At 54.9% G+C, this 22,497-nt stretch carries 18 protein-coding genes and 1 pseudogene; 14 read left to right on the top strand and 5 right to left on the bottom strand.

Annotation, left to right across the window (positions count from 1 at the left end):
* The first annotated feature begins 8 nt into the window (after positions 1-8).
* The 4 genes from VJ698_RS07090 to VJ698_RS07075 all read left to right on the top strand — a co-directional run bounded on the left by VJ698_RS07090 (position 9) and on the right by VJ698_RS07075 (position 4,538).
* The gene (locus VJ698_RS07090) at positions 9-449 is read left to right on the top strand and encodes a universal stress protein (RefSeq protein ID WP_324102016.1); all 441 of its coding nucleotides are present in this window, start codon (positions 9-11) and stop codon (positions 447-449) included.
* Positions 446-1,987: a DHA2 family efflux MFS transporter permease subunit gene (locus VJ698_RS07085; RefSeq protein ID WP_324102015.1), complete on the top strand. Its 1,542-nt coding sequence runs from the start codon at positions 446-448 to the stop codon at positions 1,985-1,987. Before VJ698_RS07090 ends, VJ698_RS07085 begins: the two co-directional genes overlap by 4 nt.
* Positions 1,988-2,304: 317 nt before the next feature.
* On the top strand, positions 2,305-3,183 hold the full coding sequence (locus VJ698_RS07080) for a hypothetical protein (RefSeq protein WP_324102194.1): 879 nt from the start codon (positions 2,305-2,307) through the stop codon (positions 3,181-3,183).
* Positions 3,184-3,224: 41 nt separating this feature from the next.
* Entirely contained in the window at positions 3,225-4,538 is a 1,314-nt protein-coding gene (locus VJ698_RS07075) for a hypothetical protein (RefSeq protein WP_324102014.1), read from the top strand.
* A gap of 118 nt (positions 4,539-4,656) precedes the next feature.
* Here the strand turns inward: VJ698_RS07075 and VJ698_RS07070 are convergent, their stop codons facing one another.
* Positions 4,657-5,301, bottom strand: a complete 645-nt coding sequence (locus tag VJ698_RS07070) for a hypothetical protein (protein ID WP_324102013.1) — start codon at positions 5,299-5,301, stop codon at positions 4,657-4,659.
* 2 nt (positions 5,302-5,303) lie between these two features.
* Positions 5,304-7,316 (bottom strand): DEAD/DEAH box helicase, encoded by a 2,013-nt coding sequence (locus tag VJ698_RS07065; RefSeq protein ID WP_324102012.1) that lies wholly within the window; start codon positions 7,314-7,316, stop codon positions 5,304-5,306.
* A gap of 374 nt (positions 7,317-7,690) precedes the next feature.
* Here VJ698_RS07065 and VJ698_RS07060 point away from each other — a divergent pair, with 374 nt between their 5' ends.
* Genes VJ698_RS07060 through VJ698_RS07045 form a run of 4 tightly spaced genes read left to right on the top strand, consistent with a single transcriptional unit; the run spans position 7,691 to position 12,194 of the window.
* Positions 7,691-9,772 carry a hypothetical protein gene (locus VJ698_RS07060; RefSeq protein WP_324102011.1) on the top strand — a complete coding sequence of 694 codons (2,082 nt, stop codon included), beginning with the start codon at positions 7,691-7,693 and terminating at the stop codon, positions 9,770-9,772.
* Positions 9,773-9,775: 3 nt separating this feature from the next.
* The gene (locus tag VJ698_RS07055; RefSeq protein ID WP_324102010.1) at positions 9,776-10,321 is read left to right on the top strand and encodes an ATP-binding protein; all 546 of its coding nucleotides are present in this window, start codon (positions 9,776-9,778) and stop codon (positions 10,319-10,321) included.
* Positions 10,322-10,330: 9 nt separating this feature from the next.
* Positions 10,331-10,756 carry a hypothetical protein gene (locus VJ698_RS07050; RefSeq protein ID WP_324102009.1) on the top strand — a complete coding sequence of 142 codons (426 nt, stop codon included), beginning with the start codon at positions 10,331-10,333 and terminating at the stop codon, positions 10,754-10,756.
* 1 nt (position 10,757) lies between these two features.
* Positions 10,758-12,194 (top strand): hypothetical protein, encoded by a 1,437-nt coding sequence (locus VJ698_RS07045; RefSeq protein ID WP_324102008.1) that lies wholly within the window; start codon positions 10,758-10,760, stop codon positions 12,192-12,194.
* A 438-nt stretch (positions 12,195-12,632) separates the two neighbouring features.
* Here the strand turns inward: VJ698_RS07045 and VJ698_RS07040 are convergent, their stop codons facing one another.
* On the bottom strand, positions 12,633-13,454 hold the full coding sequence (locus tag VJ698_RS07040; RefSeq protein WP_324102007.1) for a site-specific integrase: 822 nt from the start codon (positions 13,452-13,454) through the stop codon (positions 12,633-12,635).
* A 323-nt stretch (positions 13,455-13,777) separates the two neighbouring features.
* Here VJ698_RS07040 and VJ698_RS07035 point away from each other — a divergent pair, with 323 nt between their 5' ends.
* Together VJ698_RS07035 and VJ698_RS07030 are read left to right on the top strand one after the other, a co-directional pair.
* Entirely contained in the window at positions 13,778-14,818 is a 1,041-nt protein-coding gene (locus tag VJ698_RS07035; protein ID WP_324102006.1) for a DNA-binding protein, read from the top strand.
* A gap of 78 nt (positions 14,819-14,896) precedes the next feature.
* Complete coding sequence (locus VJ698_RS07030; protein ID WP_324102005.1) at positions 14,897-15,379, top strand: DUF488 domain-containing protein; 483 nt, start codon at positions 14,897-14,899, stop codon at positions 15,377-15,379.
* Here the strand turns inward: VJ698_RS07030 and VJ698_RS07025 are convergent.
* Positions 15,336-16,166, bottom strand: coding sequence for a hypothetical protein (locus tag VJ698_RS07025; RefSeq protein WP_324102004.1), 831 nt, complete (start codon positions 16,164-16,166; stop codon positions 15,336-15,338). The genes VJ698_RS07030 and VJ698_RS07025 overlap by 44 nt on opposite strands.
* A 356-nt stretch (positions 16,167-16,522) precedes the next feature.
* Between VJ698_RS07025 and VJ698_RS07020 the strand changes: the two are divergent.
* Positions 16,523-17,876 (top strand): annotated as a pseudogene (locus VJ698_RS07020) (ISNCY family transposase).
* A 41-nt stretch (positions 17,877-17,917) separates the two neighbouring features.
* Here VJ698_RS07020 and VJ698_RS07015 read toward each other — a convergent pair.
* The gene (locus VJ698_RS07015; protein ID WP_324102003.1) at positions 17,918-18,424 is read right to left on the bottom strand and encodes an aspartate carbamoyltransferase; all 507 of its coding nucleotides are present in this window, start codon (positions 18,422-18,424) and stop codon (positions 17,918-17,920) included.
* Positions 18,425-18,892: 468 nt separating this feature from the next.
* Here VJ698_RS07015 and VJ698_RS07010 point away from each other — a divergent pair, with 468 nt between their 5' ends.
* From VJ698_RS07010 to VJ698_RS07000, 3 genes are all read left to right on the top strand, one after another.
* The gene (locus VJ698_RS07010; protein ID WP_324102002.1) at positions 18,893-19,564 is read left to right on the top strand and encodes a response regulator transcription factor; all 672 of its coding nucleotides are present in this window, start codon (positions 18,893-18,895) and stop codon (positions 19,562-19,564) included.
* A 7-nt stretch (positions 19,565-19,571) separates the two neighbouring features.
* Positions 19,572-20,867: an ATP-binding protein gene (locus tag VJ698_RS07005; protein ID WP_324102001.1), complete on the top strand. Its 1,296-nt coding sequence runs from the start codon at positions 19,572-19,574 to the stop codon at positions 20,865-20,867.
* Positions 20,868-20,981: 114 nt separating this feature from the next.
* Positions 20,982-22,475, top strand: coding sequence for a DegQ family serine endoprotease (locus VJ698_RS07000; RefSeq protein ID WP_324102000.1), 1,494 nt, complete (start codon positions 20,982-20,984; stop codon positions 22,473-22,475).
* Positions 22,476-22,497 lie beyond the last annotated feature (22 nt).

The following is a 22,497-nucleotide window of genomic DNA, read 5'->3' as shown; positions in this document are numbered from 1 at the left end:
GGAGTCCCATGTACCGCAAGATCCTGCTCTGTTACGACGGATCGGTCGAAGGTCGCAACGCGCTGAAGGACGGTGCCGACGTCGCGCTCTGCATGCAGGCCGAAACGCATTTGCTCGCCATCATCCGCGGACTCGCCGGGCATACCATCCCGGAAGGCATGAGCGAGACGCTGCTACGGCATGAAGACGAGGAGGCAACGCGCATCCTGAAGGAGGGCGTCGCCTGGCTGGAGGAAAGAGGTCTGAATGCCCATGGCTATATTGCATTCGGCGATCCGATCGCCCAGATCGACGCTGCCGCCCGCTCGCTCAACGCAGACCTGATCGTACTCGGACATCGCCACCGCACCCGCCTGGCGCGCTGGTGGAGCGACGCGGAAGACGCTACGCTGCTGGAGCGCGCGCCGTGCAGCATTCTGGTGGCCGTCGCGCCGCTTGTTACGGAATGAATTCCTCCGACTCGGAACAGCCCGCCAACCAGGCATCACGCTTGATGATCACCCTGGCGGTGATGTCCGCCACACTGATCCAGGTTCTCGACACCACCATCGTCAACGTCGCCTTGCCGCACATGCAGGGCGAACTCGGCGCAACCACCGACCAGATCAGCTGGGTGCTGACCAGCTACCTCGTCACTGCAGCGATTTTCATGCCGCTGACCGGCTACTTTTCCGACATCCTCGGCCGCAAGCGGTATCTGCTGGTCTGCATTGCCGGCTTCGTCGGCGCATCGGCCCTGTGCGGCATCTCGGAAAACCTGTTCCAGATCGTCGTGTTCCGCATGCTGCAAGGCATATTCGGCGCCGCACTGGTGCCGTTGTCGCAGGCCATCATGACCGAGGCTTATCCACCGCAGGAACGCGGCAAGGCAATGGCCATCTGGGGCCTGGGCGTGATGGTCGGGCCGGTGCTGGGCCCGACGCTCGGCGGATGGCTGACGGAAGCCGCCAGCTGGCGCTGGACCTTTTACATCAACGTCCCGGTCGGCGCGCTCTCATTGTTCCTCGCATCGCAATTCGTGCCGGACACACCGAAAAAAACCCGCCGCATGGATTGGCCCGGCGTCACGCTGCTGGCCGCCGGCGTCGCCGGCACGCAGTATGCGCTTGACCGTGGCAACCAGCAGGACTGGCTGGCGGCCACCGACATCCGCGTCACGGCCGCGCTCGGCGTGATCGGCATCGCCGGATTCGCCTGGCACAGCCTGCGCAAAAAGGAACGCGCGCTGTTCGACATCCGCATCTTCACCGACCGCAATTTCGCCATGGCCTGCCTGGTCATCGCGCTGCTCGGCCTCGGCATGTTCGGCACCATCGTGGTCCAGCCGATCCTGCTGGAGCGCCTGCTGAATTATCCGATCCTGACAACGGGCATCGTCATGGCGCCGCGCGGCGTGGCGACTGCGATCAGCATGCTCGTCGTCGGCCGACTGGTAGGCCGCGTTGATGCGCGCTTCCTGGTCGGGTCGGGCATGCTCATCAGCGCACTCGGCTCCCACTTCATGACGAAATATTCGCTCAATATCAACGCCTTCTGGATCATCTGGCCGGCCATGCTGCAAGGGGCGGGAATGGGCCTGATTTTCGTGCCGCTCTCGACAATTGCCTATGCGACGCTGCCGCGCGCCCGCATCGCCGAGGCTGCCGGACTCTACAGCCTGGTTCGCACCATGGGATCCGCGGTCGGCATATCGATCGTCACCACGCTGATGTCGCGCCAAGGACAGGTGCTGTGGAATGAACTTGGCGGAAAATTGACGCGCTTCAATCCGGCCGTGATGCATTACCTTCAAGGACTTGGCTTGCGTCCGGACGACCCGAAGGCGGTAGCACTCATGGCGCAGCAGGTTGCACAGCAGGCTGAAATGCTGGCGATGATCAATGTATTTCAGCTGATTACCTGGAGCTTTGTGGTGATGTTGCCGCTGGTGTTCTTGTTGCGGAAAAGCCAGGGCGGAGGTGGGCCGGTTGCGGTGGCGTCGGAGTGACGTCGGTTTGCATAAATCTGTTCACGCCTCGCTTTCCTAACTACGTGGGATAGTTCAGCGGGTGGGAATAATTTTCCCTTGTTAATCGCAGCGTAAAAGTGCTCATCCGGCGAGCAGTTTGCATAAATCCCTCAAATTTTCAGACGCGGGAATCACGCTGGCTAATTACGATGGTCGGTAAGCATAACCATCGGTATTAGTCGATCCATGATGGCTGGAAAACACCCGAAACAGGCTCTTGCGAACAAGCTATAGTCGACGAGTGCGGATCTCTGTTCTGAAGCGATCTTGAGCACTCAGGTATAGTGTTGTCCACAATGAAAAGCACACGACTTTCAAGGGCGCTCTGCAAAGTGGTCGGCGACGTTATTCAGACTACTGGAGGCCATTCAACTCTTGACGCCCTGTTCATATCGTCCGGCGCTCCTGGAGAGCCGCCTGCGCTCTCGCATGGCGCGAAGTGGAAGGAGTGGCTTTTCCGAACTGGCCAAGACACCAATGTGGACAGCCTTCAAGTTCTTGGAAATGTGCTCGAAGAATATATGGATACAGTCCCCCCAGATCCGGGGGGAATTGCATTTTGGAAAGAAAATAAGGCTCGTATTGAAGCGGCCTTAGCAGACGATGGGCTTCGTTATTACCGGCATGGAAGGGTTCTCCCAGTAGGCCGCGTGGCCGAAAGCGAGGGCATCAGTCAAGTCTCTGCTCGACTTGTTCCTGCGAAGCCCAACAACGTGGACGAAGTTGTCCAGGTCGTTATTCAGGGGCTGCGTCGCGCCATGCACCCGCTTACATACCGGCGAAAAGGAGCAGAGCAGATGCGTTTCACCAATGAATACGATGTGCAAGATTTGCTCCACGCTTTGCTTCGGCCTTGGGTACAAGACGTGAGGCCTGAAGAGTACACGCCAAGCTACGCGGGCAGGAGTACCCGCATGGACTTCTACTTGCCCGCCCATGAGTTGGTCATCGAGACCAAGTGCGTCCGGGATAGGCAGCATGCAAAGGGTGTCGGAGACGAACTTCTAATAGACATCGTTCACTATGCAGCGCACCCAGGATGTAAGAAGCTGTGGTGCGTCGTATACGATCCTGAGCACTATCTAACCAATCCCGAAGCACTTAAGGATCTGGAAGGCGAACATAAGAAAAACGACCGAGGCATTGTGGCCAAAGTGTTCGTCGTACACAAGTGAGGCGGTCTGGAGTAACGCCAAAGTCACAAGCCAGGCAGATTATGGAAGAGCGAAAAGAAATAACGATCGATAGGAGTGCGGTGGCTCGCGCCATTCGGAAGCCCCTTGAGGCATACTATAAAGCGGTGGGTCCCAGCGGCTATGACGGACGTTCGGAGCGGCCAGGCAACTGGGAAGAGGACGAAGAACTATTCAAATCGATCTTTAAATCGAAGTACGTATCTCGCCACTTAGATTGGCTGTATGTTCTCCAAATCGTCTTTGCGGTAATTGATCATTATCCCCAGCTCAGTGCCGACGAGTTCGCTGAAAAGCTGGAAGAAACAATCGCTGAAACTGCTGGGCAGCGAGACTATCTAGCGATGGTCCCACTGGCTTTTAGAACACCTTTGGGCTTTCCGTACTTGCGAAAGCCTCCTCTTGGGCGGCCAGTGATCATAGGCGAATTCACTTTTTCCCCGGCGGCGTCCTCTACAAAGGCCATCAACAAGATCATTGCCAAGCACAAATTTCCGCCTATCAACGAGTCCGACTTCAGGCACGCGACTCGGACTTCACATGACGCGTTCTCCCGCGAAATCCTAGTGACTTTCAACGCTCACGGAGCTGAAGATCGGCTGCGCTTCAGCGTCGAGTCCAAATTCCGGGTCCTGTGCAGACTGATCGAGGTTTTTGCCAATCTCTTCGCGAACACCGCTCCAAGCTTTGGACAAACTAGGACAGTCAATCATTTCTTCCTCCTTAGTAGGGCTACAGGAGAGCTTAGACGCTTCCCGGTCATCAAGCCATTGTCATTCGACTTTGAGCTAAGTGTTTCCCTGTTGAAATCAATCAAGCGGCCTGAGTTCAATGAATTCTTTATGGACATACTCTCGTCAAATGAGAGAATGTACAGTCGAATGAGAAACGCCATAAAATTTTTCTCGATGGCGTTCAATGCGGAAGACGAGGTTACTAGTTTCTTGTTCTACGTGATATCTATTGAATCCATATTCTCGCGAGACAAAAATGCCCCGATTAAGGCAACGTTGGCCGATCTTGCGGCGGTGCTGTGCTTTCCGCATGGGCAACGGCGTAGTGCTCACGACATGATCCGTAGATCATACGATCTACGGTCGTCAATTGTTCACTCTGGCGCCACTTCCGTTGAAAAGAAAGACATAAATGCAGCGAGGTTGATTGCTGCGCGAGCAATCTACAGTAGCCTCTACTTGTGCAGGGCCATCAAGGCTGGCAAAGGAAAGCTTGAGGACAGATTTTTCGACCACTTGCGGGACAGAAAACTGGGAGTGCAGAAAACCATTGCTCCGCGTGCCATTTGGTCTCTCCCTGAGATCAGGGTAGATAATGAATGAGCGGTTAACTGCTGTCCGATCTCGCTGGTTGGCGTGCCGGTAGCTGCTTTGCCTCAGGCCCCGACGCCTATTTGTGGATTCAGAAAACAGGGCTGTAGGTGGTAGACCTTCAGCAGCTTTACCCAGTAACGGGCTTCAAGTAGTGACAGTCTGTTGCAAGATCCAGGATTGACATTAAAGAAGACTGATCAAGTTGCGTCCCAAGCCCGACCTTAAAAGTGCTTGCACTCGAATAATAAATATCCAAATGATGCAATGGGTGGCGATGCCCGTCCTGACGGATTTCGTCCCAGTCATATCGGATATAACCATCCTCGGCAATCATTAGTTCACGGATCAGCGTCCAAAGCTGTGGGTCGTACTCTGACATTTCTAGGATTGGATCGATAAAACCGGAAAAGTCTTGCGTGCCGAATATTTCCTTCGATCCGATTAACGCAATGATGTTTGATGAAACCCTACTGTCAATTTCCACTCCTTCCCTCGAAAGAAATCGGAACTGCTCATCCCCAAAGGATACGCTGAAGGGAAAGCCTACCGAAAATATCTTTTTACCACCCTCCGATGTGCAAAAAAGCCGACTCATCTTGTCGACGTGTATAGTCAGGCGTGCACTAACCTTCGGCCCTACCGCTGGCTGACCCACCAAGAAGTTTTTTATCGTCTCCATCCAAAGCACTACGATGTCACGCTTTGAACGGATGGCTGAGAGGTATGTCGAGGCCTGGTACTCGTCAATGTCAAGATGAAATTGCTTTGCCACAGTTAAGCCCTGCTTCGCATCATTCTTTGGTACATAAAGCGGCTAGTCTCCCGAATATTCTCCATGTCTGGCTCTTCACCGATTACTTTCTTGAGTGCGTCGATTAGCGGCTCACGCCATAGTGGGGGGACGCTAAGTTCGTCGAAAGCCTTTTCAGCCATATCGAAGAAGGAGAGGGTGCTAGCAGCCACTGTAATTGTGGTCTTAATCCGAGCTTTTTCTGCGTCATCAGGCGGCATTACCTCGATCTTGCCCTCCGCATTGATCCGGCTTAATCCATCAGAAATCTGAGGTAGTAGATTTTGGTTTAGCTCGGCTGAAACAATCATTCGCGATTGCAGAAAGGAACGTGTCAAGGTCATGTAAAGTGAATTGCGATACACGTAGCCATTCGAAATGCTCTCAGTTACACAAATAACAAACGGAAACTCAAGGCCTTTGACATTATTTTTGTTGCTTACAAAAAGTTGGCCAGGCTCACGGCGTTTTGTTTCATGTGCCTTGTTCACCTGCCACCCTAACTCTCTCCGAACCAAAATAGAGAGCTTGTCAGCTAATGGGAAGGCAGCGTCATTTCTGTCAAGAATGATAACGCCGACATCATCTGGTTGGAGAGAAGGATGTTCTTGGGCAAGTCGGCGGATCTCAGCGACTATACTTGATGCAGCCGTGTCCTGAAACTTACCAGTAACAGGTTCAAGCACTACACTTGGCACGTCGTTGTCTATATCCTCGAAACGCCTTAGCGGCTCGCGTGTTAAACGATAGAGTGAGTTTGAGGCGGCCTTTTCGACAATGTAACCGCATGCTGCCCATTCTGGGTCTTCCAACCAGCGTAACTTGGTGTCTTCGAATAAACCCATACCGATTGCATGAGCAAACATCAGCGTTCGCGGATCAGTGCGATAACACTTGCTGAGCAAATGGTCGGGTGCAATGTTCGGCGTGATGTTGGCGTCAAAAATGCTCTGAAATATATCTCCCGCAACGTATAGCGTGTTACGTGTGACTTTGCGACAAAGAGCGATAAATGACTCTGGGAAATCTTGACTTTCATCGATGAGGATGTGGTCAAAGTACGGCTCGACTTTGTCGCCAAGTCCCTCCAATGCTTCTCGACATGCGCGGTCGAAGGACATGTAAGCGCTGAAGGGCTTGAACTGCAGGTTATATAGGTTACAGATTAGACGATACGTGCCCGAGTGAGGATTCGAGTTAGACCCCCATCCATGAACGCACCAAAGACGTGATTCCCAAGCAATTTGCTCCTCCACCTTCATAAAGTTAAAGAAGTCAGGGATTCGTCTACGAAGGTGTTCAGCGAGAATCTTGTTGTGGCAGGTAAAGAGAATTTTCGAATTCGGCCTGTTCACATATAGGTCTCGAAGCTTGTGAAGCAGCAATTCTGTTTTACCAGTACCTGACAAACCTTGAATACGGACGATATCGTTCTTGGGCTTTTCATAGATAAAACGAGTCTGATCACCGTCAAATAGCTGAATCTTGCGCTTTACTCTCTCGAGCAAGCTAGTCGGCAAATCGGCTCGAACACGCTCAATGTCGTTGATGCTCCCCGTAAGAAGCGATACCAGCAACTCGGCGGTTCGTTGTTTGGCTGGATCGTGTAGCGTTGATTCGTCGTGCCATGCCCTGAAAGGCTCGATTTCATCCGCAAAAATTTTTGTGATGAGCTCTAATTTCCAACTACGGGGGCGACCAATAGCTTCCTTGTACCGATACTTGTCAGATATAGAAGCAAGATCCTCCACGAAATCATCAACGAATTCTTCGAATGAGGCGTTATCTCCGCTGAAGTCGATAAACGTCAGCTTTCTCTTGGGCGAAAGCACGACGAGAGCATTCGTATGCTCATATGTGTACCTACTATCGCCAAGCGGCTGTGCAATTACGTAGGTTTGCTCTCGATTGGAAGCCGCGAAGTCTTCGACCTCATCGAGAAAGCCTTGATTCAAGTGGTTCTTCTCTGCCTGGAGAAAAAAGAAGCTGTTTGACATTTAACAGGCCTAAGAGATGGAGAAATACCGGGGAAACTCGATAATTTTGATGTTCCGATAATACACCGAGAAGGTGTCTTTTTCAGTAATGCTTTAAATCAAAACGGGCGACGTGCTGACCTGTGTTGCAACGCGACTTCCTTCATGAAGGCTTCCATTCGCAATAGACGGTAGTTCTCAGATAAGGCGTGGATTTCGGCTGGTGACGGTCAAGTCATAAGTGGCGAGTAACTATGAAGCCAATGGAAACGTGAATCCGATTCCACGGGATATGCTATTCCGCCTCGGCGAAACATATAAGCTCATGATTTAAAAGAAATATTGTGATTCATTCCCTTGCAGATCGCTAAACTCGTCTGTACATTTCAACAGACTTGAGCGTCGATTACATTGCCGGGGGGGGAATGGCAGAAGGCAGCGATGTGGATATCGAGTGTTTTTCCCGCCGAATTGTAGGAGGGAAAACGGTGGATGCTTCCAAGTGGCCCACCCCCGACGAAGGGGCGCTTGAAGGGGACAGACGCGCTCTTTACTTCGCGCGGAAACAGGCGGTCTTGCTTTTCCTCGCAGGCGCTACCAGTGAAATCATTGAACGACAGACCTCAATCGGAGCGAGGAATGTCTATCGGCTAATCCGAGAGCGATGCCTAGAAACTCACTCCGATGGCCGCCCTTATGGTTGGCGCGGCCTTTTGCCATATTTCCGTATCCAGCCGTATACGCGACGAACGAAAATTCGAGTTGATTCTTTCGGGTATGGGGCCGTCGGTGCAATGCAAACGGTTCTTGATCACCACCCGGATCTACGCGAAGCCTTCAACACCCGCATCTTGACGCGACCACCGGGCAACAGGCTTGTAGAGACGAAGCAATCGAAACGCCGGCATTGCGGCTGGTTTCTTGATGAGTTGCGCCGTCGGGGCTACGAGGCGCGCCAAGAGTGGCCGTTCAACACCGCCAGCCATAGTTATTACTCGATATGTCGATACATCGACCGCTTGCTCGCTGCGAACCCCAAAGCTCTGGCTCAAACTGTCGGCGGACCCGACTTGGTAAAGAAGCTTAAGACCGGAGATGGAACAAAACGTCCCGTTTCAAAATTTATGCAGCGCGTCGAAATGGACGCTCATAAACTCGACGGGCGGTTCTGCGTATCGATCCCGCAAGTCGGTGGAGGATTTCAGGAGAAAATTATTCACCGCCTCTTGGTTATTGTCATACTAGAAGTGGTTTCGAGGGCCGTGATAGGTTATTTCTTGAGCATGAGACGCGAGGTGTCGAAGGACGACGTCCTTCGAGCCGTTAAGCGAGGGTTAACACCATGGGTAGCTCGGCCGGTCAGCTTTTGTGAAACCCCGTACCTGCCAAATGCAGGCCTACTGTCTGCAAACGGCACCCAATTTGTTGGTCTATGCTGGAAAGAAACAAGCGTCGATGGTGCATTAGCAGAAACGTGCCTGCATGTAAGGGATGCGCTACGCATCGCCGTCGGTTCCGAAATTCTCGATCCTCTTACCTCATTCTCGAAGCGCAGGAGCAAGGACGACCGTCCTTTCATTGAAGCGTACTTCCGTAATCTAGCCGGAAAAGGCTTTCAACGTCTATCAAATACGACCGGTGCCAAGTCGCAAGATAGAAAAGGAAAAGTGCCGGAAGCCGTCGCCCTCACCAGTCGATTTCAATTTGAATATGCAGAAGAATTGTTGGATGTCCTTATCGCGAACTACAACGCCACTCCCCATAGCGGTATTGGCAACAGAACACCATTAGACTATGCGAAGTTCCTATATGAGCACTCGACTGCGGACTTAAGACGTGCTGAACTTGGGGAAATTGAGGCGTTGCTTAGCACTCGTAAGCGTTGTGTAGTTCGCGGCGGGGCGCGGACTGGGCGGGCACCTTTCGTCGAGTTCCAGTATGCACGCTATACGAACGAAACTCTCCAAAGCCGGCAGGACCTGGTGGGTTCGCACATCTGGGTCATATGCCACAAAGAAGACGACTGCAGGGTAGCACTTGCCTCGACCCTAGACGGCATTTCTCTCGGAGTTCTCAGGGCTGCTCCCCCTTGGCATGTTTCACCGCATAGTTTGGCCGTACGGAATGCAATCTGCCAGGCGAACTCGCACGGACAGTTTGCAATTCCGGCAGGATGCGATGCCGTTGATGTGTTCATGCGTTACGTTGAGAGTCAAGGAAATAAAAAGCTGCCTGTACACCCCGCGTACCTCGAAGCGCGACGAATACTTATAGCCACAGCCGAGCAGGCAATTGGTGCATCTCTGCTGGAATCCGCGAAGGCACGGGCTGCAGAAGCCGAAAACGTCGTCGAGAAAAAGCCAAGTACCAAGAAGGAAGAGCGTGCCGTGCCGCCTGGGAGCGCAGTGGCAGGTACGCAGCAACCATCCGCTGTCGAATCCCTCCTTCCGCCCCGGCGGATGACAGCGACGAGGTGAGTAATGACCTTCTCATTACCGCCGCATATCGATCCCAGACACTGCATCGTGACGAAGCAATACGCGGTATACACGCCTCCCATGCACAAGATGATCGAACAGATTGGTGACTGGATCGACCAGCAAAGGCCAGGAGGCTATATCTACGGCGCGTCGCGCCTCGGTAAATCCAGAGGAATCCGGTGGCATCTCGCAAGCGTGCTCAAGGAACGGTTCGAGACAGTACTCCCACTTGTTGTATGGAACAGGAGACCTGACAGCCATACGAGCGAAACTGGATTCTGGCATCAATTATTACTCGCATCTCAGTTTGAATTTGCAAATCCCGCTAGGCCAGCAAAAAAAACAGAGGTAACGTTTTTGTGTAAACAGCGTTTTATTACGATCGCAGAGAGCGCAGGCAGAAACTATGTCATCCTCCTAATCGATGAAGCGCAAGACATAACTCTCCGCGAATGGAAATGGTTGGTAGGGCTGCAAAATGAGTTGGATTATGAAGGGTATCTTTTGAGCGTCTTTTCGGTCGGCTCGCACCAACTTGGCTACTAGCACGAATACATGGCAAACACAGGAAACGCGCATGTAGCCGCTCGCTTCATGGCCGCCCATGCGCGATTCCATGGACTGCGCGCTGAAAGCGAGCTCGAGTATGTGCTTAATGGGTATGACATCGATTCAGAATGGCCAGCACAAAGTAACGTAACGTTTCTTCAGTATTTTGCACCCAACGCATTCGCATCCGGACAACGCCTTGCGGACTGCACGAAGCTCCTATGGCAGGCGCTCGTGGAGCTTTCCCCGAAGTCGAACCGAAGAAATCTCGAGTTTCCCATGCAGCATATAGCCAAGGTGGTTGAGGGCACGCTCTTCAGGCTCGCGCGGGGTGAGGATTGGGACGACGTGACGTCATACGAGAGCTGGTTGAACGGTCTTGCCAAGGCGAACTTCTCTGACCATATGCGCATTATTTCCGCTACAGGCTGATATGGCATCTTATCCGTCGTTCAATTGGTGGCGCGGAAATTTACGACCTTACGAGTCCGTTATTTCGTTTGTGGCGCGGTTTTGCGCTATGAATGGCATAACGGTCCAGCAGTACAACCAGCTCTTTGGTTATGAATTTGGGCACGAGAACAGGCTTTGCGACGCCGACCTGGAGCGAATTGCAATGCTATTGAATGAGGATTTGCATTTGGTTGAATCGGTATTTCGGCCGAATTTGACTTTGGATAACTGCGGACGATACGGTCCCGTACTTGCGACGCCGCGTTCCGATTCAGTCCGGTATTGCAAGGAATGTTCTACCCGCGGCTATCACAGCTATCTTCATGAGGTGCATTGGCTGGCCAAGTGCCCATTCCACTTGTGCGATTTGCAAACGTGTTTCTCGCCAAAGCAGGGAGGAACAATTTGGATGAGGAAACTCGCTGCACTTAAGCTCGCTATGACTAGCGCTTGCGCTCACTGGCCGGTCGCGAAAAGGGAGGCTGTTCCTGGCTCGACGAGCAAGCAATTCGACTGTTTAGCGGCATGGATTAAGTCAGCGAGTGGAGCCGCCAGCCGATTGTCGCACGGACAGTTCTGGGACTCGGGGGAGGGCGAATTTGTGGTCGATAGTCTGCTATCACAAGAGATGGGGCGGCTACGAGCGCTCGAACCGATGCCGAAATTTATCGAATCTCTCTTTTCCAACATTGGCGAGGCAACTCACATAGAGATCCGAAGATTTCCACTTGAAGCGAGAATTGAACTTGATCGTTGCAAGGGAGCTATCCCTTTTCCAATACTTTTGGACTTTTTCAAGCGTCTCGGCGCTTGCTCAAAAAATCCGCCGCCATTTATAGCAAAACGTAAAGCTGCGCAGGATGCGATAAGAGGGCGGCACATGACATGTGGTTGCCAATGGGGAAGAATTATCGAGGGCTGGTACGGACACTGGATACACATCGATTCAGACGAAAGGTTGCCTTGGAACTACACCTGCCCCAATAAGATAGCAGTAGACGAACTTGAATTCGGGTGGGGTTGCCCAGACCTTTCAAGGTATAAAGCTGATAGGGAGCTCTCGCGGTTTATTCGGTTATCACATGATATGTACGATGCTGGTCTTATCAGCTACACGCCTGATGCGCACGTTTCGCCGGAAGGTCACCTATATGCCTGCCCTCGGGTCTGGCCTTGCTGCGAGTGGAGTAATGCCTCATCGCTAACCGATTTGCTCAATGCAGTCGCCGAGGTCGAGATCGAGTCAGCTCTATGCGCTTTGATGAAGTGGCTTGATGACATTGATAACGGCGTCGCCCCCTACAAGCGGGACGATCCGACGAGGTGCTTACGGCTGTGCGAGACTGAGGACGGACTGCTGCTTATCAAATGGAGCCACCCGAGAATGGGGGGTAACAAAGATGTCGCTAGAAATTGAATCGCCTTCGGAGCGAAATTTACCTCATTTGTCGCAGGTCTTCCTGTTTCAACACGGAATACGCAATGTCGCGATAGCGAAATCAACTACTTCGTTGCCTATTATGGCCCAATCTTAATCGAACGACAACGTTCTGCGACTTTTGAGGTAAAGGTTCATTTGCTTCACAGTATCCGCGGGTCAAATATGCTCCACGCCAACTGGGCCGCCCTCCATTCCATCCCGGGTATCCTCAATTATTCGCGCCATCTTTCCCTCAGTAACGCCGTGAAGCAATTCGGCGAGCGAATAGCGCCGCCGGGATCGCTTCTTGGTCCCGGATTGTACGATCGTGGTCTTATGCGCCAATTGGCGTCGCCGTACACGCATTTTTGTCATGGTAATCTTCTCTTGTGCCGCGCCGACGCCTCTGACGTTGTTTCGGAAGACTGAATGCAGTCATCGGTCGTCTGTTATCGGCATTAGCAGTGCTGATTCTATCCGGTGGCGGGCAAATGGATCAGCGGCATCAATGTATCGCATAGCCGAATTCGCATCTTTCCAGCCGACATACTCCATTAAGGTCTTGATGTCCCACCCATTGGACGTCGCCCAATTGGCAAAGCCGCGCCTCAGGGAATGGACGCTGTAAAGATTAGCTGAGGGAATCTCGGCATTGGCCAGAATGGAGCGCAGTAGCGTAACCAGACTATCAGGGTGCAACCCTGTGCTGCCAATATGGCCCCAACGATCTATCGCGCGAAACACAGGCCCATCGTTCAACTGCGATGCTGATATCCACGTCAGGTATGCATCTACCGGACAAAGGCGCGAGAGCGCAGGTGCCCGGAAAGTGGTGCCGCGATATTGCCGATCACCTTTCGTCTGAGGGAAGTAAAAGCTGATCCCTTCGTTTGGTACGACGGTAATGTCCTCAATTCGCATGCGCGTTAATTCGTCTCCGCGAAACCCTCGCCAGAAGCCAATCAAGAGTAATGCCTTATTCCGTATGTGCCGAAGTTCGCTAGCTCGGTCGCCCTGTTCGGCAGAAGACGCACTTGCTGCATCTAAGGTTCTCACCGCCTGCTCCAAGTGGTCGAGCTGTAAGGGGCGGGCGCGCTTTTCCTGTTGCGGGTGCAGTGCTTGAATGCCCCGGAACACCTTGCGAACGACAGGCGCCTTCGTTGGATCCGGAAATCCCTGCTCGATATGCCACTGCGCAAGGGCCGCGAGGCGATGGCGAAGTGTATTAATTGACAATGAGCCAGCGTAGTTGGTCAAGTACCTGGCTACGCTGTCAGCGGTGGCTGGCAGGAAGCCTCCCCACTCGATCTCGTAATGGCGTACGGCGCCTTGGTAGCTTTGCCGCGTGTTCTCACGGGTTGCGGCGTCAAGGTACTCGGCTAGCTTTCTCATGCAGGTTTTGTAGCAGCGCGGGTAGGAATTACGGGGCACGGACAGAAAAAATTGATTATCTCATCTTCACACCGGATAAGAATACATTATCCAGTATGAAAACCAAGAGTTTTTTCGCTTGATCATCTGGCGCGTGTAGTATGTAATTACGTAGTACGTAACGTCTTACTTTATTTATCGGAGAGGCAATGGCCCGCAGCGGACTCTACAAATCGGAGGTTAAGAAGGCGCGCGACAGCTTGGTCGCGATGGGCAAGCATCCGTCGGTCGACGCGGTGCGCGTCGCATTGGGCAACACCGGGTCGAAAACCACCATACACAAGTACCTGAAAGAGCTTGAAGCGGAAGAGGGCTCCGACGGCCGTAAGCCGACGATTAGCGACGCACTGCAGGACCTTGTTGAACGCTTGGCAGCACAATTGCACAAGGAGGCCGATGCACAGGTTGACGCTGTGAGGGCGCAGCAAGCGGAGCAAAACCGCAAGTATGCCGGGGAGCTGGCCGCCGCGCGGCACGACTGTACTGTGTGGCACGACCAGGCGCGGCAGACGGAGGCTGCGCTTAGGGATGAGCAGGCCAAGAACAGCCGCACCAAGGAGGCGCTGCAGCAGGAAACAATCGCTCGCTCGACCAGCGAGCAGCAGGTCGCTGACATCAAGGAGCGTCTCGCTGAAAACGAGTCACACAGAAAATCCCTCGAAGAGAAGCATCGACGTGCGTACGAAGCGCTCGAGCATTATCGGCAATCGGTGAAGGACCAGCGCGAGCAGGATCAACAACGACACGGACAGCAAATCCAGCAATTGCAGGCGGAATTGCGCCAGGCGCAACAAACGATCGTCGTGAAACAGGAGGACATTACGAGACTGAACCAGGAGGGCGCACGCCTGGTGAATGATCTGTCGCACGCCCGCCAGGCGCTCCTTGATGAGCAAGAGCATGGACGCCGGCTGTCACAGAAACTCGATGCTGCCCGTTCCGTCGAGCAGCGCTACGGCGCATTGGAAGCGCAAGCTGCCAATCGCGAATCTCGGATTGCTGAGCTTAAGCAACAATTGGCGGCAGCAATGGAGACCACGGACAATCTAAGGACCCAATTACAGACCGCTCATCTTGACGCCACCGCGGCAAAGGCTGCGTTAGCTGCCCAACAAACCGTCGCCGCCGAACTGCGCGCTTTTCTGAACCGGCGGACGGAATCAGTAGAGCAACCCCGCGGCAATGTCTGACCGAGCGCAGGCAGTAGCGCCGCCAAGCGCCGGGGCTGCACAAATTCGAGTACACTTCGGCGTCAAAAGGATTCCCCCATGAGCATTTATACCATCGGCTACGAAGGCCTCGACATGAATGGCTTCCTGGCATTACTGCGCAAAGGTAATGTCGAGACCGTTGTCGACATCCGCGAATTACCCCTGTCTCGCAAAGCCGGATTCTCCAAGAACGGCCTGCACGAAACGCTGAATCTGCACGGTTTTGAATACATGCATGTGCCCGAACTCGGGTGTCCGAAACCCATTCGTGACCAGTACCGCACGGACGGCGACTGGGGCCGCTACAAGGAAGAGTTCCTGCAATTTCTGACGCTGCAGAACGACGTGATCGCCGAAATGGCCGCCATGGCGACAACGACGACCTGCGCCTTGCTATGCTTTGAGGCGGACTACAATTATTGTCACCGCTCGATGGTCGCTGCCGCAATGAGCCGAGTCGTCGACCTCTCGGTTCGGCACCTGCAGGCCGGAATGCTCAAAACAGCGTCCGCTGGCTTGTCTCAGCTGGAGTTGGTTTAGGTGGATAGATTAGGCTGATGATCAACCACTGATGCTGGAAGCGGTGGATGTTCCCCATCATGAACATCAGATCCTTCTCCACCAGGTCCGCCTCGAGCTTCGCCCGAAAGGGCGCTTCCCATCCATCACGGTGGTTTCGCTTGCAGTTCCAGAACAGCATGCCAACTTCCCAATCCACAATCTTGTGCCTGTAGATCTGCTCGCCGTCCGGCGTGTCACAGACATAGTGATAGTAAAAATCGAACGGCAGTTTCTTCAACAGCTTCAGCTGCTTTTTCTCTTCCTCTTGGTCGAACAGGTTTCCTTGACTCTGCTCCTGAAGTAATTTGGCCAGATCTTCGTCGGTCCACTCTGGATTGTCCGCCGGGGCAATCTCCAGTTTTACGATCCGCTTGGGTCGCAACAGTGCCAAACTAATCCCGCTTTGTTCACGTGCCGCATCAAGTGCCTCGAAGTCGTCGAACGAGGGGAGGCGGTTAATCCACGGGCGTCGAGCAGTCCAATGTTTTTCCGTGCCCAACACGTCTTCCAACTCGATCGTGTCAACGAATACACGATGGCTTTCCGGACGATGGTCGGCAGGGCTCTTTGCGATACGAACGCGAATCCACTGCCATTTTTTGAATTGCTGGTCGCCCGAAATCAGTCGAAACGGGACGGGATACAGTCGCCGAGGCACGCCGGCTTCATTGATGCCGGCAACGCACGATGTCTCCGTGTGCTTGGCGCTCGGAGACGGATAGGTCTTGGCTAGGATGAGAATGCGTTCAATGCAGGATGGCATCATGACCCCAATCGTTGATTGATCTGCTCCAAGATTGCTTATTGGCAAGCAGTGTAGAGCGATTACGGTGTCATGTACCTCCCATAAACATGGGGAGCGGCGGTTATGTTCTCTCTGAGGGCTATGAACAAATTTATGCAAAAGGTTTGACCAGATTTATGCAAACCGACGAGTGACGAAGCCATTGCCTAAGAGGCTCTGTTTAATTTGACATAATACAAATTATGCGAAATGTTGCTGTAGAAACGAATTTAAAATGTCGCGATTTCCCCGAATAGAAATGTCGCATTTTTCCAGAAGGTAGCAAGTCTTCGGGCAATTGAGCGATGCTGTCGGCTCCTATCGATGGGAGCGACGCTATGGCTGAGATCGGGGTGATTACGATGAGCATGCGTGAGGTTGATCGGCTGAAGGTCATTCAGGCCGTGGCAGACGGGAATTTAAGACCAAGACATGCCGCCGAGCGACTTGGTCTGACGACGCGCCAGGTTGAGCGCTTGTTGAACCGGTATCGTGCTGAAGGTGCCGCCGGCCTGGTCTCACGACACCGCGGCCAGCCAAGTAATCATCAATTGTCACCAGGGTTAGCCAATTGAGCTGCATGGCCTGGTAATCGCGACAGAAACTGTTCGTTGCCTGATGATGAACGTAGGACTGTGGATTCCGCGCAAGCTGCGTTCCTCGACGATTTACCAGCCCAGGAACCGGCGCCATTGCGTCGGCGAACTGATTCAGATCGATGGTAGCGATCACCGCTGGTTCGAGGATCGTGGACCGGCATGCACACTGCTGGTGTACATCGATGATGCGACCAGCCGGTTGATGCAGCTGCATTTCACGCCGGCCGAATCCACGTTCAGTTATTTCGAGGCAACGCGGCGGTATATCGAGCTGCATGGCAAGCCGATGGCGTTTTACAGCGACCAGTACAGCGTCTTCCGCTGTAATAACAAACATGCAACAGGTGGCGACGGGCACACGCAGTTCGGCCGTGCGCTGTTCGAGCTCAATATCGAGAGCATTTGTGCCAATAGCAGCCAGGCAAAAGGGCGTGTGGAACGGGCAAACCTGATCTTGCAGGACCGCCTGGTGAAGGAGATGCGATTGCAGCGAATCTCGACGATGGAAGCGGCCAATGCCTGGGCGCCCTCTTTCGTTGCCGACTACAACCGGCGTTTTGCGAAGCCGCCGAGGAATGACTGGGATGCGCACCGTCCCTTGCGAGATGATGAGGATCTGGCACTGACTTTCACGGTGCGGGAGAAGCGCAAGGTGTCGCACGTGCTGACGCTGCAGTACGACAAGGTGATTTACCTGCTGGAGGACAGCAAGGCCATGCGCAAGCTCATCGGCAGGTATATCGACGTCTACGAATATCCGGACGGGTCGATCGAATTGCGAGCCGACGGCACTGCCCTTCCCTATGCGGTTTATGACTGGTTATCGAAGGTCGATCAGGGGGCCATTGTCGAGAACAAGCGGCTGGGGCACGTGCTGGCGATCGCTCAGGTGTTGCAGGAACAGCGGGACAGCCGTCGCAATCTTTCGGTACCGTCGCGCGCCAACCGGGGTATGGGTCGGATTCAAAGAAAGGCAAATCCGGGCAAAAAATCCCAGCGCCAGCTAAATGAACAGGATCTGCAAGTCACGATCGGCCGCCAGACATCGTCAAGCATGCACGGACAACCAACCCCGACGGCACCAACTGCGTAAAACGGATGCCCCGGAACACCCATATCTTCCAGGCACGAGTCTTACTGATGATGGTGATGTGCGTGGCCCGCCATCGCATCGTGACCATGGTCAGCGAGTTGGGCGTCAAACCAGGTGTGAAGTGCGGCAACCAGTTCCGGGCTGTGGGCGCGATACTGCAGCTCCGCGCCATTCTTCACCTTGCTATAGCTGATCGTTAGCTGGCCTGGCTTTGCAGCCCTGAGTGTGGCTAGGCCAGGCATATCCTCGCCGTGGATATGGGACGGTCCGGAAAAGTCTCCTTTCTGGAAACTCGCCTGGATATCTTGGAGATGTTGTCGCACCAATTCTATTTGGGCTGTGTCACCACCGGCTTTCGTGACGACTCTCTGTATTCCGCCAAAATCTGTTTTGGTAAACACATGCGTAGTTGCCGCAAGATCGAACGGCATAACATCAGCCCCGCGCGTCGCCACGTCCATCTGGCGCTGGGTGGCTGCACCGCTCGCGTCCTGAACAAAAGAGGCTGCTGCAGCACCGAGGCCAAGGACGAACAACATAGCTTTCATGTCGACTTCTCCGGTAACAGATCTGGTCGGATTATCGCATGGGTGCTATCCGTCACGCACAAGATCGCCACCTACTTTCAATCACCGAGCCTAGGGAAGTTTGAATATTAGTAATTTTACGTATTACGTATCATATTTTGAGTTTCTGCGCGATTTTATGACATTAATCCTATAATGTTTAAACCCTCCCTGTTGACCCCAGTTTTCTTGGGCCTCATGTCAGGCTGTCCGGTTTCCGGAAACGAGACGCTGGCCTGTCATTGGATGGGCAGACACAGACACCGCCAAGACCCTTCTTGGTCAAAAGCCACTTGGTCATGAATCGTGACGAAATCGACCTAGGCTTGAGGCCTTCACAATCTTTCCAAAACCCCGCGTCCATCTACCACCCCCTGCTTCGGGCATACTATCCATGTTTTCCGAACACCCCAGGCATCACTGCCTCGCGACGAACACTGAAACAAGACAATGCGCATTCTGTTAGCCGAAGACGATGCAATGATCGGTGATGCCGTCCGCACTTCCCTGCGACAGGAAGGCTACGCCGTGGAATGGGTGCGTGACGGGCGAGCCGCTGAAACCGCCCTCGCCACTGAACATTTCGACCTCGCACTGCTGGATCTAGGCCTGCCAGGGAAGGATGGCATCGAGGTGATCCAGGGCGTGCGGCAACGCAAGCAGGCGATTCCGCTCATCGTGATCACCGCACGCGACGGCGTCGGGGAGCGGATCAAGGGGCTGGATGCCGGTGCCGATGACTATGTCGTCAAACCTTTCGACATGGACGAACTGCTCGCACGCATCCGGTCAGCGCTACGGCGCAGCGCCGGCCATGCCGAACCGTCCATCGAAGTCATGGGCGTGCGGCTGAATCCGGCAACCCGCGAAGTGACGCGCGACGGACAGCCGGTACTGCTCTCGGCACGCGAATATGCCGTCGTGGAGGCGCTCATGTTGAGACCGGGAGTGATCCTCTCTCGCGCCCAACTGGCGGAACGCATGTACGCATGGGGCGAGGAAGTGGAAAGCAATACGGTGGAAGTGCATATCCATGGTGCGCGGCGCAAGCTGGGCAGCGACTTCATCCAGAACGTGCGGGGCGTCGGCTATTTCGTCCCCAAGCCGGGGGCGAAGGCGTGATATGCGCATGACATCGATCCGCACCCGCCTGTCCGCCCTGCTCTTTCTGGCGGCCATTCTCACCGCCCTCGTTATCGGTGTTGTCACTTATCGCGAAGCGCTTAAGCAAAACGAGGAACTGTTCGATTACCAGTTGCGGCAAATTGCCTTGTCCTTGCGCGACCAGGGCGTCGCTCCCGGACAGGCGTTCGGATTCGACGAGGACATGCCGGACGTGGTGGTCCAGATCTGGACCGCCAACGGCGCCATGTTGTATCTCTCCCATCCGGGCAATCCGCTGTTCACGCGCGCCATGCTCGGCTATACGGATATCCGGGCGGGCAATCGGCTGTGGCGCGTGTACAGCCTTGCCACGCACGACCGCATCATCCAGGTGGCACAACCATTCGACCTGCGGCGCGGCCTCGCCGCATCGGCGGCCTTGCGCAGTCTCACTCCCCTGCTTGCTTTCGCCCCCTTGATGGCGCTGCTGATCTGGTGGCTGGTCGGATCTTCGATGCGTCCATTGCGACGCGTCGTGCGCGAGGTTGAGCAGCGCGACGCCCACAGCCTGGAGCAGGTCGCCGAATTCGATCTACCGGATGAAATCGCACCGATGGTCAAGGCGCTGAACTCGCTGCTGCAACGGCTGCAACGGGCCTTCGCGAGCCAGCATGCCTTTGTGGCTGACGCCGCGCACGAACTGCGCTCACCGCTGACGGCAGTGCAGTTGCAGTTGCAATTGCTGGAGCGTGCCCCGGACGAAGCCGCGAAAGAGGCCGCGCTCGCCAAACTGCATGAAGGTGTAAACCGGGCAACCCACCTGATCGAGCAATTGCTGACGGCCGCGCAGACCGATCCGAACGACCGCTCCGCCGCGCTGAAGCCGGTAGACCTTGCCGAACTGATGCGGCAGGCGCTGTCGGATGTGTTCATGTTCGCACAGCAGCGCGGCATCGATATCGAGCAGGATGGGCCGGACAAGGTAATGGTCGGCGCGGATGCCGCGGGACTGCGCATCCTCGCGCGCAACCTGCTCGACAACGCCGTGCGTTACACACCGGAAGGCGGCAAGGTCCGAGTCGGCATTATCGACGAAGCGTCGCGCGTCGTGCTGACCGTCGAAGACTCCGGCCCCGGCATTGCGGATGAAGCGCGCAAGCGCGTGTTCGACCGCTTCTATCGCGGTGATTCGACCGGGCAGACCGGGAGCGGCCTAGGCCTGTCGATCGTGAAGAATATTGCCGATCAACATGGTGCCTCCATTGATCTCGGCAGGTCCGTACTGGGCGGGCTGAGCGTCGCCGTCAACTTCCCGAAGTAAGCCGGACACAGCTGCCTTAATTTCTGCTTAATTCTTCCTTAATGTCCGCTTAATTTTCCTTTTCTAATCTTCGATCGCAAGGGACTCGTCCCGTACTTGGAAAAGGAATCGAAGATGAAATTGAAATCCCTGACACTGACCATGGCAGCGGCCGGCCTGATCGCTGCTGGCACAGCGAATGCATTGAACTGGGGCCCGTCGCACTGGCTCCAGAAAGGACAATCCGGCCAGCCGGCACAAACGACCAGCGCGCCACTGCCGGCGGTGCAGGACGGCCCGGTTGCCCCGATCGGCCCGATTACCGCTCCTAATTACCGCGCGATCGTCGAACGCTTTGGTCCGGCGGTCGTCGGCATTACGACCGAGGGCACGGCGAAAACTGGCATGAAAGCCATGGACGACGGACCAGATGATCCGTTCTTCCAGTTTTTCCGGGGCATCCCCGGTTTTGGCAATCAGTTCCGGATGCCGCAAAATGACGTGCCGGTGCGCGGCCAAGGCTCCGGTTTCATCATTGGCAAGGATGGCCTGATCCTGACCAATGCGCACGTCGTGCGCGACGCCGACGAGGTTACCGTGAAGCTGACCGACCGCCGCGAATACAAGGCGAAGGTGCTGGGCAGCGATCCAGCGACTGACGTCGCTGTGCTGAAGATCGATGCGAAGAACCTTCCGGTCGTGCAACTCGGCAGCCCCGATCGCCTTGGCGTCGGTGACTATGTGCTGGCGATCGGTTCGCCCTTTGGGTTTGAGCAGAGCGCGACCGCAGGCATTGTCAGCGCCAAGGGGCGCTCACTGCCGGGTGATGGCTACGTGCCCTTTATCCAGACCGATGTCGCGGTCAATCCAGGCAACTCGGGAGGTCCGCTATTCGACGCCAGCGGCAACGTGGTCGGCATCAATTCACAGATCTACAGCCGCACGGGCGGCTATGAAGGCATCTCGTTCGCCATTCCGATCGACGTCGCGCTGCATGTGAAGGACCAGCTCGTCAAGACGGGAAAGGTGCAGCACGCGCGCCTCGGTGTGACCATCCAGGAGGTGAACCAGACGCTTGCCGATTCGTTCAAATTGCCGCAACCGAACGGCGCGCTGGTGTCCAGCGTCGTCCCGGGCAGCGCGGCAGCCAGGGCAGGCCTTGAACCGGGTGACGTCATCCTGAAGTACAACGGCCAGCAGATCACGCGTTCCGGCGACCTGCCGGCGCTGGTGGGCATGAGCAAGCCGGGCGACAAGGCAAAACTTGAAGTCTGGCGCGGCGGCAAGAGCATCGAACTTGCGACCACGCTGACGGAAGCCACGGACAAGGTAGCAACGAACGACGCCGTCGACCACAAGGCACACGGCAAGCTCGGCTTGGCCGTCCGTCCGCTCTCACCTGAAGAAAAGCAGGACACCCATCTCTCTTCCGGGCTCATGATCGAGGATGTTGGCGGCGCAGCCGCGCGGGCCGGCATCGAACAGGGTGACGTGATCGTCGCCGTGAACGGCAAGCCGGTGAAGTCGGTCGAGCAGCTGCAGGATCTGCTATCGAAAGAGAGCAAGCATGTTGCGCTTCTCATCCAGCGCGGCGATTCGAAGATTTTCGTCCCGGTGCCGCTAGGATGATAATCAGAGGCCTGGCCACGGA

This window comes from Noviherbaspirillum sp., from assembly GCF_035254685.1.
Lineage (GTDB): Bacteria > Pseudomonadota > Gammaproteobacteria > Burkholderiales > Burkholderiaceae_D > Noviherbaspirillum.
Note: the sequence above shows the minus strand (reverse complement) of the source record. Positions and strands in the feature narration are given on the sequence as shown.

What these genes read in the sequence shown, in the direction of transcription:
- VJ698_RS07090 (WP_324102016.1), top strand. Translation starts at nt 9, where the DNA reads ATGTACCGCAAGATCCTGCTCTGTTACGACGGATCGGTCGAAGGTCGC.
- VJ698_RS07085 (WP_324102015.1), top strand. Translation starts at nt 446, where the DNA reads ATGAATTCCTCCGACTCGGAACAGCCCGCCAACCAGGCATCACGCTTG.
- VJ698_RS07080 (WP_324102194.1), top strand. Translation starts at nt 2,305, where the DNA reads ATGAAAAGCACACGACTTTCAAGGGCGCTCTGCAAAGTGGTCGGCGAC.
- VJ698_RS07075 (WP_324102014.1), top strand. Translation starts at nt 3,225, where the DNA reads ATGGAAGAGCGAAAAGAAATAACGATCGATAGGAGTGCGGTGGCTCGC.
- VJ698_RS07065 (WP_324102012.1), bottom strand. Translation starts at nt 7,316, where the DNA reads ATGTCAAACAGCTTCTTTTTTCTCCAGGCAGAGAAGAACCACTTGAAT.
- VJ698_RS07055 (WP_324102010.1), top strand. Translation starts at nt 9,776, where the DNA reads ATGACCTTCTCATTACCGCCGCATATCGATCCCAGACACTGCATCGTG.
- VJ698_RS07050 (WP_324102009.1), top strand. Translation starts at nt 10,331, where the DNA reads ATGGCAAACACAGGAAACGCGCATGTAGCCGCTCGCTTCATGGCCGCC.
- VJ698_RS07045 (WP_324102008.1), top strand. Translation starts at nt 10,758, where the DNA reads ATGGCATCTTATCCGTCGTTCAATTGGTGGCGCGGAAATTTACGACCT.
- VJ698_RS07035 (WP_324102006.1), top strand. Translation starts at nt 13,778, where the DNA reads ATGGCCCGCAGCGGACTCTACAAATCGGAGGTTAAGAAGGCGCGCGAC.
- VJ698_RS07030 (WP_324102005.1), top strand. Translation starts at nt 14,897, where the DNA reads ATGAGCATTTATACCATCGGCTACGAAGGCCTCGACATGAATGGCTTC.
- VJ698_RS07025 (WP_324102004.1), bottom strand. Translation starts at nt 16,166, where the DNA reads ATGATGCCATCCTGCATTGAACGCATTCTCATCCTAGCCAAGACCTAT.
- VJ698_RS07015 (WP_324102003.1), bottom strand. Translation starts at nt 18,424, where the DNA reads ATGAAAGCTATGTTGTTCGTCCTTGGCCTCGGTGCTGCAGCAGCCTCT.
- VJ698_RS07010 (WP_324102002.1), top strand. Translation starts at nt 18,893, where the DNA reads ATGCGCATTCTGTTAGCCGAAGACGATGCAATGATCGGTGATGCCGTC.
- VJ698_RS07005 (WP_324102001.1), top strand. Translation starts at nt 19,572, where the DNA reads ATGACATCGATCCGCACCCGCCTGTCCGCCCTGCTCTTTCTGGCGGCC.
- VJ698_RS07000 (WP_324102000.1), top strand. Translation starts at nt 20,982, where the DNA reads ATGAAATTGAAATCCCTGACACTGACCATGGCAGCGGCCGGCCTGATC.